We start from the raw sequence: 15,865 nt of genomic DNA on the forward strand, positions 1-15,865 counted from the left end.
GGGTGGCGCTTGCGCTTACCCGCCGCTACAAACGCCCTAACACGCTAAACCACAGATAATCCAGCGGCAGCAGCACCAGATATGTCGCAATCGCCAGCGCCAGGCAGAGCACCATCCCCGCCCTTGCAGGCACCTTTCCTAGCCCCATCGCCACCACAATCGGCGACGCCTGATACGGCAGCAGCGGCGTGGAATAGCCCAGCACCTGAATCATGATCACCGACAGCAGCGGGAAACCGGTCGCATCCGAGAAGCTCTGCGCCAGCGTGGTGTACAGCGCCGGAACGCCGTTGGCAGTCATAATGAAGTTGAGTGCCGTAGTAATTCCGGTTAGCGCCAGGAAGCTGGTGAATGGTTTGTCCGCATCCAGCGGCATTATGCGCAGCAGCGCCTCGCCTACGGCCGCTCCGATACCCGTTTGCGTCACGACGATCGCCAGCCCGAGAATACCCGCAACGTAAATGCAGGTGCGCATATTTACCCCCGCCGAGAACTCCTCGCCGGTGATAAAACCAATGCGCGGCAGCATAACGATAATCGAGGCCGCCAGCCCCGTCCACGCCGGCCCCACGCCGTGCCAGCTCTCCGTCACCCACATCATCAGCACCACCACCAGCAGCCAGGCGAGTCGTTTTTCGTCACGCCCCATCGGTTCAGACAGCGTGAAATCCTTCGCCGGTTTCGGGCTGCCGGGGAACAGCCAGCAGATGAGGCCAATCAGAATCAGGCCTTTGAGAATACCGAGCACCGGCGTGTGCAGCAGCAGATACGGGACATAGTTCAGGTGAATGCCGTACGAGCCTTCCGCCGCGCCGCTCATGACCAGGTTAGGCACGTTGGCGGGCAGAATGGTGGCCGAGAGCTGGAAGGTACCGAAGCCGACTGCCAGCGCAAGGCCGAACCAGGCGCGGGAGCCGTCGGCAATACCGGCGCGTTTCGCCATCGCCGCGACAATGGGCATCAGCAGCGCAATACGCCCCATGTTTGACGGCATAACAAACGCCAGCGCGTAGCTGAGCAATACCACGCTCGCCACCATCAGCATCCAGGAGTCAGTGAGCTTTGCCGACAGCGCCCGGGCGGCCCTGTCCGCCAGGCCGGTTTTACGGATCGCCACGCCGAGCACAAAGCCGCTGAAGACCAGCCAGAAAGCCGACGAGGCAAAACCGCCAAAAATCACCTCCGGCGGGGCGATTCTGGCGGTCATCGCCGCCGTGAAAAACAGCAGCGCGGTGATAAATTCCGGCAACAGCGACGTCGCCCACAGCACGATGGTGACGCCGACGATCAGCGAGGGCAGCAGCAGAGGATGCGTTAACCAGAGCGACATACCTGTCTCCTGTAGATTTTTTCAGCAAGTCTACGGTGACAGGCAGCCTGAGTAAACGCGATTTATAGTGGGGTTACTTCAGGATAGCGCATTGATGATCCTGCAATTCCTCTGCCGACGCGCGGTTAAGCATGAGCAGGTTACGCTCGGTCGCCAGCAAAACAAACGAACCATCCGACTGCTGCGCCATCGCCAGCGCGAAGCGTCCCATATGGTCGCGCGCCTCCGGCAGCTCTTCCGCCAGCATCATAAACGGACTGCGCTGGACCAGTTCATTCTCCGTCACCCGGCGTGCGAGGTACTCATGCCCTTCCAGCCCACCCGGGAACGGTAGCCACTGGGTGCTGATGTCTCCCTGCGCCGCGTTGAGCTTCTCGCGCACGTCCGGGCGCAGGCAGGAGATATGGATATGGAAATGGTTTTGCGTGCGTCCGGTCGGTGAGTTAATCGTCAGCGAAATAGCGCTGTCCGGCACTTCAGAGCCACGCTTCAGGGTCATAAAGCTGCGCGACTGCCACGCCAGCCAGAAGAAGTTTGGCGTATGAGGCTCGGTCAGGAGCGGGCTTTCGGTGCCGTTGATGCGGTACGTTGGCATCAGCAAATATTGCAGCGGCCCGTTGCGGTCCTTAAATACCACATAGCCCGCATCAGGCTTCACCTGCGCGCAGGGTGCCGGGTTACGGTGCTGCAGCTGATTAGGCAGACACTGGTCGAGGACGATATGGCGCAACGCATTCGGATTACCCGCTTTTATCCAGTACACGCCGCCTGCGGCAAGGGCGATGACAATCAGGATCAGTAAGATAATTTTTTTCACAACGCGTTCCCTGTTTTCAATAGAGGCAAAAGAGTAACGCAAAATGATGACCAAATAAAAAACCCGGTGGATTTCTCACACCGGGTCGCCGTGTCGTTTGCTAACCGTTAGCGCTGGCTAATCTGGTCGAAGGTGCCGCCATTAGAGAAGTGCTCTTTCTGCGCTTTCGTCCAGCCGCCGAACACATCATCAATGGTGAAGAGCTTCAGTTTCGGGAATTCGCTGTCGTATTTCTTCGCGACAGCCGCATCGCGTGGACGATAGAAGTTCTTCGCCGCGATTTCCTGGCCTTCCGGCGAGTAGAGATATTTCAGGTAGGCTTCCGCCACCGCTTTGGTGCCTTTCTTATCAACGACCTTATCGACCACGGAAACGGTCGGCTCGGCGAGGATGGATTCGCTCGGAGTCACGATCTCAAACTTGTCTTTACCCAGTTCGTGGGTCGCCAGCAGGGCTTCGTTTTCCCAGGCAATAAGCACGTCGCCAATTCCTCGCTCGACGAAGGTGTTAGTGGCACCGCGCGCGCCGGAGTCCAGCACTTCAACGTTTTTGTACAGGGATTTGACGAACTCCTGGGCTTTAGCCTGGTCACCGTTGTTGTGGTGCAGCGCGTAGCCCCAGGCCGCCAGGTAGTTCCAGCGTGCCCCGCCGGAGCTTTTCGGGTTCGGGGTAATCACAGAAACGCCCGGTTTGATCAGGTCGTTCCAGTCCTTAATCTGTTTCGGGTTGCCTTTACGCACCAGGAAGACGATGGTCGAGGTGTATGGCGCGGAGTTGTCCGGCAGGCGTTTGATCCAGTTTTTGTCGATACGGCCACGCTCGGCGATAGCGTCGACATCATAGGCCAGCGCCAGGGTAACCACGTCGGCTTCAATACCGTTAATCACCGATGTCGCCTGCTTACCAGAGCCACCGTGCGACTGGCGAACCACCACGTTATCGCCGGTTTCCTGCTTCCAGTGCGCCGCGAAGGCTTTGTTGTATTGATCGTACAGCTCACGCGTCGGATCGTACGACACGTTGAGAAGTTGAATGTCCTTTGCCAGCACGCTGGTCGATGCCAGCAATAACGTTAACCCCACGCCCCATTTATTCATCGCCCAGCTCTCTTGTGTAGTGTTTTGATGAATGCAGCGTGCCAGAAAGCGAATCGATGATTAAAGAATAAAAAAAGATTGGCTATAACGTGGAGGAATAAAAGCCCTCTTCAGAAAGAAGAGGGCTCGAAGGATCAGTACAGTTTTTTCGCGCAGTCCAGCCAGTCACCTTTGAACGGACGCTTCATGTTTTCAATGGCGTCGATGATGTCATGGTGCACCAGCTGTTCGTTCTGAATACCGACGCAGCGGCCGCCGTGGCCCTGCAGCAGCAGCTCGATAGCGTACGCGCCCATGCGGGACGCCAGAATACGGTCGTACGGGCCAGGGGAACCGCCGCGCTGGATGTGGCCCAGAACGGTCGCGCGGGTTTCGCGTTTGGTTTCGGTTTCGATGTACTTCGCCAGCTCGTCAACGTCACAGATGTGCTCGGTGATAGCCACAATCGCGTGTTTCTTACCTTTCGCGATACCGGCTTTGATTTCAGCAACCAGATCTTCGCGGCTGAATTCCACTTCAGGAACCACCACAAACTCACAACCACCGGCGATAGCCGCTGCCAGGGTCAGGTCACCGCAGTAACGGCCCATCACTTCAACGATAGAGATACGCTGGTGAGAAGAAGAGGTGTCACGCAGGCGGTCAATGGCTTCCACAACGGTGCCCAGCGCGGTGAAGTAACCGATGGTGTAGTCAGTGCCTTTGATGTCGTTGTCGATGGTGCCCGGCAGGCCGATGCACGGGAAGCCCATTTCGGTCAGACGTTTTGCACCCATGTACGAGCCGTCACCGCCGATAACGACCAGCGCGTCCAGACCACGCTTTTTCATGTTCTCGATAGCCACTTCACGGATGTGTTCGTCACGGAATTCCGGGAAGCGCGCAGACCCAAGGAAGGTACCGCCACGGTTGATCATGTCAGACACGCTGTAGCGGTCGAGCTGAACCATACGGTCTTCATACAGACCCAGGTAACCATCATAGATACCAAAAACTTCCAGACCTTCCGTCAGCGCTGCACGGACAACCCCACGAATTGCCGCGTTCATGCCCGGCGCATCACCGCCGCTTGTCAACACACCGATTTTCTTAATCATGACTACCTCTGAACTTAGGAATGCAAAATTGAAATCTGTTACCGGAAGAAACTTATCGACCAACGAATACTGCAAATAGTATATCAATCCCTTCTGGCTGAATTGATTCAGGTCAGACCAAATGGCGGTAATTTATACACAAAATGCTGGCCTGGCTCACTTTTTTACAACGAATTACGAAAGCCCAACATATCCGGGTACAACCGAGCAGGGATCCTGGTGAATGATGACGTCTGAACCAGGAAAACGCTGCAAAATCGCCTGCTCGACCTGCTCAGCAATAACGTGAGCCTGTACCAGTGGCAGGTTGTCTTCCATTTCAATATGAATCTGAATAAAGCGGGTCGGCCCTGACTGCCGCGTTCGAAGATCGTGTGCACCGCTGACGCCGGGCCAGGAGGTCACGATAGAAAAAATTTCGTTACGTTCTGAGTCCGGAAGAGCGCGATCGAGCAGTGATTGCACCGCGTCATACCCCATCCGCAGGGCGCTATATAAAATATAGATACCAATCCCTAACGCAAACAACGCATCGGCCCGATGCCAGCCATACCAGGCCAGACCGAGCGCAATAAGAATAGCCCCATTCATCATAACATCAGATTGATAATGAAGCATATCCGCCCGTACGGCCTGACTTTGCGTTTTGCGAACGACCCAGCGCTGGAACGTTACCAGAACAAGTGTGCTTATAAGTGCAATGACCGTGACGACCACGCCGACACCGGGATTGTTCATCGGTGAAGGTGAAACCAGATGCTGGATACCGGTCAAAAACAGGAACAGTGCAGAGCCAGAAATGAACATACTTTGCGCCAGCGCCGCGAGCGATTCCGCCTTACCGTGCCCAAACGTGTGCTCTTCATCCGCCGGCTGCAGCGAGTAGCGCACCACCAGAAGATTGGTCAGCGAGGCGGCGATATCGACCAGTGAATCCACCAGCGCCGCCAGAATACTGACCGAGCCGGTATACCACCAGGCAAAGATTTTGATCAGCAGCAGGCCAGAGGCCATGACGGTCGCCGCAATGGCGGCCCGGCTTACCAGCCTTCCATAGGATTGATTCATAAACGCTCCTGTCATGTCATGCCGCTAGTATAACGGAAGCATGGGGAGGCAAAGGATGAATAAACGGTTAACAAATCAGAATGCGGGGCAAAAAAAACCCCCACATCATGTGGGGGAAGACAGGGATGGTGTCTATGGCAAGGAAAACAGGGTTTACTGGTTACTACGGGTACTGCTATTGCTACTGAAAAACGTCGCTTCTGAGCTTCGCTGCATCCGTGCAACCTCACGCAGCTGGTCCATACGCTGCTGATGTTTGGCATTCAAAACCGCTTGCTGCTCGGGCGTTAGCAGGTGGAACATCTGGTTGCGGACCTTCGCCATTTCTACCTGGCGGGCAACCTGTTCCTGTGCCATTTTTTCGGCCTGAGCGCGAACAGCGCTTTCGTCAAAATTTTCTGCGGTGACAAGGCGATGCATTGTCTCCATTTCGCTAACATTAACAGGGGGCTGGTCGTGTCGTGCCCTCTGCATCAGATCTCGCATCTGTTGACGCTGATGTTCGGTTAAACTTATGCCGTCAAACATATGGCTTTGGCTGCTGTGCTGCGTTGCGCCCTCTTGCGAGGAACCGTTATCGCCGATGATAGCTACAGCAGCCTGGCTAAACGCACTGAACGCCAGCGTTGAGGCCATGACGGCAGCGGTAACTTTGCGCATCACTTGCTCCCAAAATCTTTCGTGTCGCGATTCAACGAGAGACAGTCTACGATTCAGGCTGCAAACATGCGTCAGGGGGTGTAAAACAACGTAAAGTCATGGATTAGATAGCCTTGATGTCGTAATTTCTGCCTCGGAGGTATTTAAACAATGAATAAAATCCTGTTAGTTGACGATGACCGAGAGCTCACATCCCTTTTAAAGGAGTTGCTCGACATGGAAGGTTTCAACGTCCTGGTTGCCCATGATGGCGAGCAGGCGCTGAGTCTCCTTGACGACAGCATCGATCTACTTTTGCTCGACGTAATGATGCCAAAGAAAAACGGTATTGATACGCTGAAAGAGCTTCGCCAGACACACCAGACCCCCGTTATCATGCTGACCGCCCGCGGCAGCGAGCTTGACCGCGTTCTCGGCCTTGAGCTGGGTGCGGATGACTATTTACCGAAGCCGTTCAACGACCGTGAACTGGTGGCCCGTATTCGCGCGATCCTGCGCCGTTCCCACTGGAGCGAGCAGCAGCAGAATACCGACAACAGCTCGCCAACGCTGGAAGTGGACTCCCTGAGCCTGAACCCGGGCCGTCAGGAAGCAAGCTTCGACGGCCAGACGCTGGAGCTTACTGGCACCGAGTTCACCCTGCTGTATCTACTGGCGCAACATCTTGGCCAGGTGGTATCGCGTGAACATTTAAGCCAGGAAGTGCTGGGCAAACGCCTCACGCCGTTTGACCGCGCCATCGACATGCACATCTCTAACCTGCGCCGCAAGCTGCCGGAGCGTAAAGACGGTCACCCATGGTTTAAAACCCTGCGTGGTCGCGGTTATCTGATGGTTTCTGCTTCATGATAGGCAGCTTAACCGCCCGCATCTTCGCCATCTTCTGGCTGACGCTGGCACTGGTTTTAATGCTCGTTTTGATGTTGCCAAAACTCGACTCACGCCAGATGACGGAGCTGCTCGACAGCGAGCAACGTCAGGGCGTGATGATCGAGCAGCACGTGGAAGCGGAGCTGGCAAACGATCCGCCGAACGATTTAATGTGGTGGCGCAGGCTGTTTCGCGCTATCGACAAGTGGGCGCCGCCAGGACAACGTCTTTTGCTGGTTACCAGCGAAGGCCGCGTGATTGGCGCCGATCGCAATGAAATGCAGATCATCCGCAACTTTATTGGCCAGGCGGATAACGCCGATCACCCACAGAAAAAGAAATATGGTCGGGTAGAGATGGTCGGCCCTTTCTCGGTACGGGATGGGGAAGATAACTACCAGCTCTACCTGATTCGCCCTGCGAGCAGTTCCCAGTCCGACTTCATCAACCTGCTGTTTGACCGTCCGCTTCTGCTGCTGATCGTCACGATGCTGGTCAGTTCCCCGCTGCTGTTATGGCTGGCGTGGAGCCTGGCGAAACCGGCGCGTAAGCTGAAAAACGCGGCGGACGAAGTGGCACAAGGCAATCTCAGGCAGCATCCGGAGCTGGAATCCGGGCCGCAGGAGTTTCTGGCCGCCGGCACCAGTTTTAACCAGATGGTCAGCGCGCTTGATCGGATGATGACGGCCCAGCAACGCCTGCTGTCGGACATTTCACACGAGCTGCGTACGCCGCTCACGCGCTTACAGCTGGGCACCGCCCTGCTGCGTCGCCGCAGCGGGGAAAGCAAAGAGCTGGAGCGTATTGAAACGGAAGCGCACCGTCTGGACAGCATGATCAACGATCTGCTGGTGATGTCGCGCAACCAGCAGAAAAACGCGCTGGTGAGCGAAACGGTGAAAGCCAATCACCTGTGGCACGAGGTGCTGGACAACGCGGCGTTCGAAGCGGAGCAGATGGGTAAATCGTTCACCGTCAACTTCCCGCCGGGCCCGTGGCCGCTGTACGGTAACCCCAACGCGCTGGAAAGCGCGCTGGAGAATATCGTGCGTAACGCCCTGCGCTACTCGCACACGAAGATTGAGGTGGCGTTCTCGGTGGATAAAGACGGGATCACCGTCATTGTCGATGACGATGGTCCAGGCGTCAGCCCGGAAGATCGCGAGCAGATTTTCCGTCCGTTCTACCGCACCGACGAAGCGCGCGACCGCGAATCTGGCGGCACGGGGCTGGGGCTGGCGATTGTAGAAACCGCCATGCAGCAGCACCGCGGCTGGGTGAAAGCCGACGACAGCCCGCTGGGCGGGCTGCGGTTAACGCTGTGGCTACCGCTGTATAAGCGTTCGTAACGGTATGTGCCGGGTGGCGGCTTCGCCTTACCCGGCCTACTTTCTACGGAACCTATTTCCCCCACAATCTCCGCGAACTACTCTCGATCTTCCCGCTTAAACGCCGCTTTTGCATCGTTCTGGTCCAACTGGTAGACAACCCCGCCGCCGACAGCAGGCGATGATACTGTTCATCGTCAAAAGGCATATGCCAGGCAATCGCGCAGGCGTCGTACACCGACACCTCACTCAGGCGCGACGCGAGCTCAAGCGGCGCGTCCGCCGAAACCTGTCCCGCCTGCACAACGCGATACAGCCAGCCGGTTTTACCCGCGTTTTGCAGCTGGGCCGACATATCCTGAATACCGAAATGGTAGTTGAGCTTAAAGCACGGCGAGCGCGGCTGGGTGACCTGAATCAGGGCATCGCCCCAGCGGTAAATATCGCCAATAAAGACGTTCTTTTCCGTCAGCCCTTCCGTTGAGAGATTTTCGCCAAACGCGGGCGCGACGAAGAGGTCCGCCTGCTCAGGAAATTCGGTTTTCCAGTGCTGATAGTGCTCGCGCGGATAGTGGCACAGCGCGCGATCGGGCCCGCCGTGGATTTTCTTTTCGGCCTGCTGGTCGCCCACAAGCCCGAGCTCGGTCAGCGACAGCTCACCGTCGACCTGCACTTTGGCGATGGCGCTCGGGCGGCTGCCGTCGTACTCCCTTACCTTGCCTGTAAACACGTTCACCGGGTAATGCATCGCTGCCTCCATTACGCAGATACAAAAAAAGCGAGTCATCAGACTCGCTTCTCACAGGCGTCAATGCAACCTTATTTTTTAGCGGCGAAACGCGCTGCTGCTTCGTCCCAGTTCACGACATCCCAGAACGCTTTGATGTAGTCAGGGCGACGGTTCTGGAACTTCAGGTAGTAAGCGTGTTCCCACACGTCCAGACCCAGGATTGGGAAACCGGATGCGCCAGAGATCGCTTCACCCATCAGCGGGGAGTCCTGGTTAGCAGTAGAAACCACTGCCAGCTTGTCACCTTTCAGAACCAGCCACGCCCAGCCAGAGCCGAAGCGGGTTGCAGCGGCTTTTTCGAATTCCGCTTTGAAGTTGTCTACGGAACCGAAGTCGCGCTCGATAGCCGCTTTCAGGTCGCCCTGCAGGGTGGTGCCGGTTTTCAGGCCTTTCCAGAACAGGCTGTGGTTAGCGTGACCGCCCGCGTTGTTACGCAGTACGGTTTTCTTGTCTGCTGGCAGCTGGTCCAGCTTGGTGATCAGCTCTTCAACAGGCAGATTAGCGAACTCTGGCAGGCTTTCCAGCGCAGCATTCGCGTTGTTCACGTAGGTCTGGTGGTGTTTAGTGTGATGGATTTCCATCGTCTGCTTGTCGAAATGCGGTTCCAGTGCGTCGTAGGCATACGGCAGGGATGGCAGTGTATAACTCATAATCCTCTCCATTATTGTCGGGCGGCACAGCTGTTAATGCCGCGTAAGCAGTTGGTTCATTATAGTTAATTAAATGATATTGAAAATGATTATCAATGCCGTAGTTTTTATATGGTTATTCGGTTTTTGAGAAATAAAGGAATTGTGAGTCTGCTCACGCGCTTAACGTGCTGATTGCCATTCAAAACAAAAGTGCGGCAACCTTCTGAAGGTTCCTGAACAGCCTAATTTTTACACTCATCAAGTCGGGGGGAAGCCTCCGGCTATAAAAACGATGAGGACGTAAAAATGAATCATGCGATTACGATGGGTATCTTCTGGCATTTAATAGGCGCAGCCAGTGCAGCCTGTTTCTATGCCCCGTTCAAAAAGGTGAAAGGCTGGTCGTGGGAAACCATGTGGTCCGTTGGCGGTACCGTGTCCTGGCTGATTTTGCCGTGGACAATCAGCGCCATGCTGCTGCCCGATTTCTGGGGCTACTTCTCCTCCTTCAACGCCTCCACCCTGCTGCCGGTATTCCTGTTCGGCGCGATGTGGGGCATCGGCAACACCAACTACGGCCTGACCATGCGCTACCTCGGGATGTCGATGGGTATCGGCATCGCGATTGGCATTACGCTGATCGTCGGCACGCTGATGACGCCCATTCTTAACGGCCATTTCGACGTGCTGATCAACACCCAGGGCGGGCGAATGACGCTGCTGGGCGTGCTGGTGGCGGTGATCGGCGTGGGGATCGTCACTCGCGCAGGCCAGCTAAAAGAACGCAAGATGGGCATCAGAGCCGAAGAGTTCAACCTGAAGAAAGGGCTGCTGCTGGCAGTGATGTGCGGGGTCTTCTCGGCGGGCATGTCGTTCGCCATGAACGCCGCCAAACCGATGCACGACGCCGCTGCGGCGCTGGGCGTTGACCCGCTGTATGTTGCCCTGCCAAGCTACGTGGTGATCATGGGCGGCGGCGCGCTGGTAAACCTCGGCTTCTGCTTCATTCGTCTGGCAAAAGTGAATAACCTGTCGGTAAAAGCCGACTTCTCGCTGGCAAAACCGCTGATCCTTACCAACGTTCTGCTCTCCGCGCTCGGCGGCCTGATGTGGTATCTGCAATTCTTCTTCTACGCCTGGGGCCACGCCAGCATTCCGCCGCAGTACGACTACATAAGCTGGATGCTGCACATGAGCTTCTACGTGCTGTGCGGCGGTCTGGTTGGGCTGGTGCTGAAGGAGTGGAACAACGCCGGACGTCGTCCGGTTGGCGTACTGAGCCTGGGCTGCGTGGTGATTATCATTGCGGCCAATATCGTCGGCCTCGGCATGGCGAACTGATTACGCTGCTTTTCGACTGCGATGACGCCACTGAACCGGCGTCATCCCCACCTCACGGTTAAACACCACCGAAAAGTAGTTACTGTCCTCAAAGCCGCAGCGCATCGCCACTTCACTGACCATCAGCTCCGTATGCTGTAACAGATACTGGGCGTGGCAGATGCGCAGCTGGCGCAGGTAATGGTTTATCGTCATTCCCGTCTGGGTGCGGAACTGCTGGCGCAGCGCGCGCTCGCTGCACTGCTCCTGCTCGCAGAATTTTTCCAGTACGAAACTCTTGTTCAGACTGCCCGCAAGCCGGGCGATCAGCTTATCCAGCAGCGCTTCCTGCGTGGTGGCGGAGGGATTATCCGTGGCGTAACGATGGCGCTTCAGGGTCATCACCAGCTGGGCGAAAAGCAGCTCCGACATCTGGTTTGCCACCGGGTCGCTCTTCTGGCTCTCCTGCTCCAGTTGGGAAATCGTCTGGCGCACCTGAGCCATGCCGCTGCTGCTTAAGCGCCAGTGCGGTTCGCCTCCGGCATTCAGAATGCCCGGAATGTTGCTCGCCCAGTCGACATTCAGTTTAAGCCTGTCAGGGCAGTAGATGACGTTCTGCAACACCAGATCGTTAACCGAGGCGTAGGCGTGTTTGTCTTCGGCGCGAATGTAAAACAGATCCCCGCGCGTGATGCGGTAGGGCCGGTCGTTGAGGACGTGAAGGCCGTTGCCGCGCCACACCAGCACCAGCTCGCAGAACTCATGGGTGTGCTCGGCAAAGACATTTTGCGGGTAACGGTCGGCCACCGCGACGGCCTGACTCGCGGAGGCAAAAAAATCATCTTTGCGAAGAATCAACTGAGCGGCCACACCACAACCTCTACGGCGAATAACCGGGCATTATTAGCTTTTTTGCGGCCTGAAAACGGTGACTGCCCTCGCGTTACTGAAGCAACGCGTCTTTCCCCTGACGAATATCGCGCGGCGACCAGCTAAATTCCCGGCGAAATAGCGTCGAAAAGTGATTACTGTCGCCGAAACCGCAGCGATAAGCAATTTCTGTAACGCTTTCGTCGGTATGCCGTAAAAGATGACGCGCTTTGATCAGGCGCAGACGGTTAAGGTAACGCTGCGGCGTGAGCCCGGTATGCTGCTTGAGCTGACGATGCAGCGTGCGCAGCGAGAGCGAAAAGTCGTCCGCCAGCGTTTCCCAGCAGACATCTTCAGCGAAATGATCTTCCAGCCAGGCCATGAGCTGGTTCAGCCGTGCGTCGTTATTTTCCATCCCTTCCACCATGCTGCTGCGGCGCAGCAGCACCAGCAGCTGCATAAACAGCAGCTCGCGGGTGGCAATCGCGTGCGTCTCCTGCCCGTCCTCGCTCTGCTCCATCTGGCTCACCAGCTGACGCACCTGCTGTAACGTGGATTGATTCACCCGCCAGTGCGACGGGTAGTGGCCGTCCTTCTCCTGCGGCAACAGCTGATTCAACCCGGAGAGAAACTGGAACGCGTCCGGGGAACGATAGAGTACGTTGGTCAGACACAGGTTGTCGGTATGTTCATACAGGTGCCTGTCGTGGTCACGCACGAAGCACACCGTACCGCCGCTGATGGTATACGGCTGACCGTTGAATACGTGGATGCCCGTTCCGTGCTCAACAATCACAATCTCATGAAAATCATGATGATGCTCCGGGAACGCAGCCTGAGGAAGCCGTGGCTCAATCGCGACGGGAGAAGCCCCCGAAGGAAAAAAATCGACGCTGTGCAGTACGGTCATAACGGCCCCCACCAATGAGAAAAGTTCTCAAAATAGTAATTAAGGCCCTCCACGCTCACCTTAAATTTTTGACAGTAAACCGCGCAAAAGCTGCCGATTTTTCAAGAAACAGGCGGAAAGATCGGGAAATGCGGTCAGCGTCACACTGCCAGCAAACCCCGCCATTACTGGAAACTGTGAACTCCCTCACGTTCACCTTTGCTTTCTTGCCAGCGCGAGATTTGGGCTGTCAGTGGAGAGAAGGTGGCTATTTCTTCCCTTTCTTACACTCATCGCTAATGACTTAAGAAAGGACCCGACCATGACTTTTCGCCATTGTGTGGCTGTCGATTTAGGCGCATCCAGCGGCCGTGTAATGCTCGCCACCTGGGACTGTGACCAGCACACCCTTACGCTTCGCGAAATGCACCGTTTCGCCAATTGTCTGCAAAAACAGGACGGTTTTGTGACCTGGGATATCGATGCGCTGGAGGCGGAGATCCGCACCGGACTTCACAACGTCTGCGAAGACGGTATCCGCATCGACAGTATCGGCATTGATACCTGGGGCGTGGATTACGTGCTGCTGGACAGTCACGGCGAACGCGTTGGCCTGCCCGTCTCCTACCGCGACAGCCGCACCGATGGGCTGATGGCGCACGCCATCGCGCAGCTTGGCAAAGAGAACATCTATGGTCGCAGCGGCATTCAGTTTCTGCCGTTTAACACGCTGTACCAGCTGCGCGCGCTGGTGGAGCAACAGCCAGAGCTGGTTGAAAAGGTGGCGCATGCGCTGCTGATCCCGGACTACTTAAGCTATCGTCTGACCGGCAACATGAACTGGGAATACACCAACGCCACCACCACGCAGCTGGTCAATATCAACACCGATAACTGGGATGAACACCTGCTGGCATGGACGGGCGCCTCGCCGTCCTGGTTCGGCGCGCCAACCCATCCGGGCAATGTGATCGGCCAGTGGATTTGCCCGCAGGGGAATGAAATTCCCGTTGTCGCCGTCGCCAGTCACGACACCGCAAGCGCGGTCATTGCCTCGCCGCTCGCCAGCAAAGACGCGGCCTACCTCTCCTCCGGCACCTGGTCGCTGATGGGTTTTGAAAGCAAAACGCCCTACACCAGCGACGCCGCGCTGGCCGCCAATATCACCAACGAAGGCGGTGCCGAAGGACGCTACCGCGTGCTGAAGAACATCATGGGCCTGTGGCTGCTCCAGCGGGTGCTGAAAGAGCAGAACGTCACCGACCTGCCCGCACTTATTGCGGAAACCGAAAAGCTGAAGGCCTGCACCTTCCTGATTAACCCGAACGACGACCGCTTTATTAACCCGGTGCACATGAGCGCCGAAATCCAGGCCGCCTGTTTTGACGCGGGGCAGCCGGTACCTTCCCGCCCCGCCGAGCTGGCGCGCTGTATTTTTGACAGCCTCGCCCTGCTCTATGCCGACATCCTGAGCGAGCTGGCGAGCCTTCGCGGTAAACCGTTCAGCCAGCTACACATCGTGGGCGGCGGCTGCCAGAACCAGCTGCTGAATCAGCTCTGCGCCGATGCCTGCGGCATTACCGTGGTGGCAGGCCCCGTAGAGGCTTCCACGCTCGGCAACATTGGCATTCAGTTGATGACGCTGGACGAACTATCAAACGTCGACGATTTCCGTTCGGTGGTGACGGCGAATAACAGCCTGACCACCTTCACCCCCAATCCCTGCCATGACATTGCCCGCTACCGGGCGCAGTTTCAGCAAAAACGACTGACTAAGGAGCTTTGCGCATGACCACTCAACTTGAACAAGCCTGGGACCTGGCTAAACAGCGTTTCGCCGCCGTCGGCGTGGATGTCGAAGAGGCGCTGCGCCAGCTCGACCGTCTGCCCGTCTCCATGCACTGCTGGCAGGGTGATGACGTCGCCGGCTTCGAGAATCCGGGCGGTTCCCTGACGGGTGGCATTCAGGCAACGGGTAACTACCCGGGCAAAGCGCGCAACGCCACCGAACTGCGTGCGGATCTGGAGCTGGCGCTGAGCCTGATCCCGGGGCCAAAACGGCTGAACCTGCACGCGATTTATCTCGAATCCGACGCACCGGTCGCGCGTAACGAAATCAAACCGGAACACTTTAAGAACTGGGTGGAGTGGGCAAAGGCCAACCGGCTGGGACTGGATTTTAACCCGTCCTGCTTCTCGCACCCGCTGAGCGCGGACGGGTTTACCCTTGCACACGCCAACGACGAAATCCGGCAGTTCTGGATCGACCACGTGAAGGCCAGCCGCCGCGTCTCCGCGTATTTTGGCGAGCAGCTCGGCACGCCGTCGGTGATGAATATCTGGATCCCGGACGGCATGAAGGACATCACCGTTGACCGTCTGGCGCCACGCCAGCGCCTGCTGGCCGCGCTGGATGAAGCCATCAGCGAGAAGCTGGATCCGGCGCACCATATCGACGCGGTGGAGAGCAAGCTGTTCGGCATTGGCGCAGAAAGCTACACCGTGGGCTCAAACGAGTTCTACATGGGTTACGCCACCAGCCGCCAGACCGCGCTGTGCCTGGATGCTGGCCACTTCCACCCAACGGAAGTTATCTCCGACAAAATTTCCGCCGCCATGCTCTACGTGCCGCGCCTGCTGCTGCACGTCAGCCGTCCGGTGCGCTGGGACAGCGACCACGTGGTCCTGCTGGACGACGAAACCCAGGCGATTGCCAGCGAAATCGTCCGTCACGATCTGTTTGACCGCGTGCACATCGGGCTCGACTTCTTTGACGCCTCCATCAACCGCATCGCGGCGTGGGTAATCGGCACCCGCAACATGAAGAAAGCGCTGCTGCGCGCCCTGCTGGAGCCGACTGCTGCGCTGAAACAGCTTGAAGAAAACGGCGACTACACCGCGCGTCTGGCGCTGCTGGAGGAGCAAAAATCCCTGCCGTGGCAGGCGGTATGGGAGATGTACTGCCAGCGTCACGATGCGCCTGCGGGCAGCCAGTGGCTGGACAACGTGCGGGCGTATGAAAAAGACGTGCTCGCCGCTCGTCAGTAAAAAATATCGCCCGGCGGCGCGTTGCTTGCCGGGCCTACAGGTAAAAGCA

General features: G+C 57.1%; 15 protein-coding genes. 5 read left to right on the top strand and 10 right to left on the bottom strand.

Translation table 11 applies throughout. The annotated features are described in order from the left end of the window. Positions 1–25: 25 nt before the first annotated feature. From IM295_RS07800 to cpxP, 6 genes are all read right to left on the bottom strand, one after another. Entirely contained in the window at positions 26–1,330 is a 1,305-nt protein-coding gene (locus IM295_RS07800; protein ID WP_028014849.1) for an SLC13 family permease, read from the bottom strand. Positions 1,331–1,403: 73 nt separating this feature from the next. Continuing rightward, the gene (locus IM295_RS07805) at positions 1,404–2,147 is read right to left on the bottom strand and encodes a CDP-diacylglycerol diphosphatase (RefSeq protein ID WP_028014850.1); all 744 of its coding nucleotides are present in this window, start codon (positions 2,145–2,147) and stop codon (positions 1,404–1,406) included. 107 nt (positions 2,148–2,254) lie between these two features. Further along, positions 2,255–3,244: a sulfate ABC transporter substrate-binding protein gene (locus tag IM295_RS07810; protein ID WP_028014851.1), complete on the bottom strand. Its 990-nt coding sequence runs from the start codon at positions 3,242–3,244 to the stop codon at positions 2,255–2,257. A 134-nt stretch (positions 3,245–3,378) separates the two neighbouring features. After that, positions 3,379–4,341, bottom strand: a complete 963-nt coding sequence (gene pfkA / locus IM295_RS07815; RefSeq protein ID WP_028014852.1) for a 6-phosphofructokinase — start codon at positions 4,339–4,341, stop codon at positions 3,379–3,381. Between the two features lie 174 nt (positions 4,342–4,515). Then, complete coding sequence (fieF, locus tag IM295_RS07820) at positions 4,516–5,409, bottom strand: CDF family cation-efflux transporter FieF (RefSeq protein WP_193066499.1); 894 nt, start codon at positions 5,407–5,409, stop codon at positions 4,516–4,518. A 153-nt stretch (positions 5,410–5,562) separates the two neighbouring features. Next, positions 5,563–6,069: a cell-envelope stress modulator CpxP gene (gene cpxP / locus IM295_RS07825; protein WP_028014854.1), complete on the bottom strand. Its 507-nt coding sequence runs from the start codon at positions 6,067–6,069 to the stop codon at positions 5,563–5,565. A 150-nt stretch (positions 6,070–6,219) separates the two neighbouring features. Between cpxP and cpxR the strand changes: the two genes are divergently transcribed. Continuing rightward, positions 6,220–6,918, top strand: a complete 699-nt coding sequence (gene cpxR, locus IM295_RS07830; RefSeq protein WP_006179159.1) for an envelope stress response regulator transcription factor CpxR — start codon at positions 6,220–6,222, stop codon at positions 6,916–6,918. Next, positions 6,915–8,288, top strand: a complete 1,374-nt coding sequence (gene cpxA, locus IM295_RS07835) for an envelope stress sensor histidine kinase CpxA (RefSeq protein WP_003862003.1) — start codon at positions 6,915–6,917, stop codon at positions 8,286–8,288. Before cpxR ends, cpxA begins: the two co-directional genes overlap by 4 nt. 52 nt (positions 8,289–8,340) lie before the next feature. On the opposite strand, the gene yiiM is transcribed toward cpxA, so the two are convergent. Together yiiM and sodA are read right to left on the bottom strand one after the other, a co-directional pair. Then, complete coding sequence (yiiM, locus tag IM295_RS07840) at positions 8,341–9,015, bottom strand: 6-hydroxyaminopurine reductase (protein WP_192987496.1); 675 nt, start codon at positions 9,013–9,015, stop codon at positions 8,341–8,343. Positions 9,016–9,086: 71 nt separating this feature from the next. Next, positions 9,087–9,707, bottom strand: coding sequence for a superoxide dismutase [Mn] (sodA, locus tag IM295_RS07845; RefSeq protein ID WP_003861999.1), 621 nt, complete (start codon positions 9,705–9,707; stop codon positions 9,087–9,089). Positions 9,708–9,995: 288 nt separating this feature from the next. On the opposite strand from sodA, the gene rhaT reads away from it, so the two are divergent. Then, positions 9,996–11,030, top strand: a complete 1,035-nt coding sequence (gene rhaT, locus IM295_RS07850) for an L-rhamnose/proton symporter RhaT (protein WP_193066500.1) — start codon at positions 9,996–9,998, stop codon at positions 11,028–11,030. On the opposite strand, the gene rhaR is transcribed toward rhaT, so the two are convergent. Both rhaR and rhaS read right to left on the bottom strand, forming a co-directional pair. After that, positions 11,031–11,879, bottom strand: a complete 849-nt coding sequence (rhaR, locus tag IM295_RS07855) for an HTH-type transcriptional activator RhaR (protein ID WP_028014857.1) — start codon at positions 11,877–11,879, stop codon at positions 11,031–11,033. Between the two features lie 73 nt (positions 11,880–11,952). Continuing rightward, on the bottom strand, positions 11,953–12,789 hold the full coding sequence (gene rhaS / locus IM295_RS07860; RefSeq protein WP_028014858.1) for an HTH-type transcriptional activator RhaS: 837 nt from the start codon (positions 12,787–12,789) through the stop codon (positions 11,953–11,955). Between the two features lie 301 nt (positions 12,790–13,090). Here rhaS and rhaB point away from each other — a divergent pair, with 301 nt between their 5' ends. Then, positions 13,091–14,560: a rhamnulokinase gene (gene rhaB, locus IM295_RS07865; RefSeq protein WP_063155513.1), complete on the top strand. Its 1,470-nt coding sequence runs from the start codon at positions 13,091–13,093 to the stop codon at positions 14,558–14,560. Then, entirely contained in the window at positions 14,557–15,816 is a 1,260-nt protein-coding gene (gene rhaA / locus IM295_RS07870) for an L-rhamnose isomerase (protein WP_192987483.1), read from the top strand. Before rhaB ends, rhaA begins: the two co-directional genes overlap by 4 nt. Positions 15,817–15,865: the final 49 nt, after the last annotated feature.

Source organism: Enterobacter cloacae complex sp. P14RS (genome assembly GCF_014895895.1).
In the GTDB taxonomy this organism is placed as follows: domain Bacteria; phylum Pseudomonadota; class Gammaproteobacteria; order Enterobacterales; family Enterobacteriaceae; genus Enterobacter; species Enterobacter bugandensis.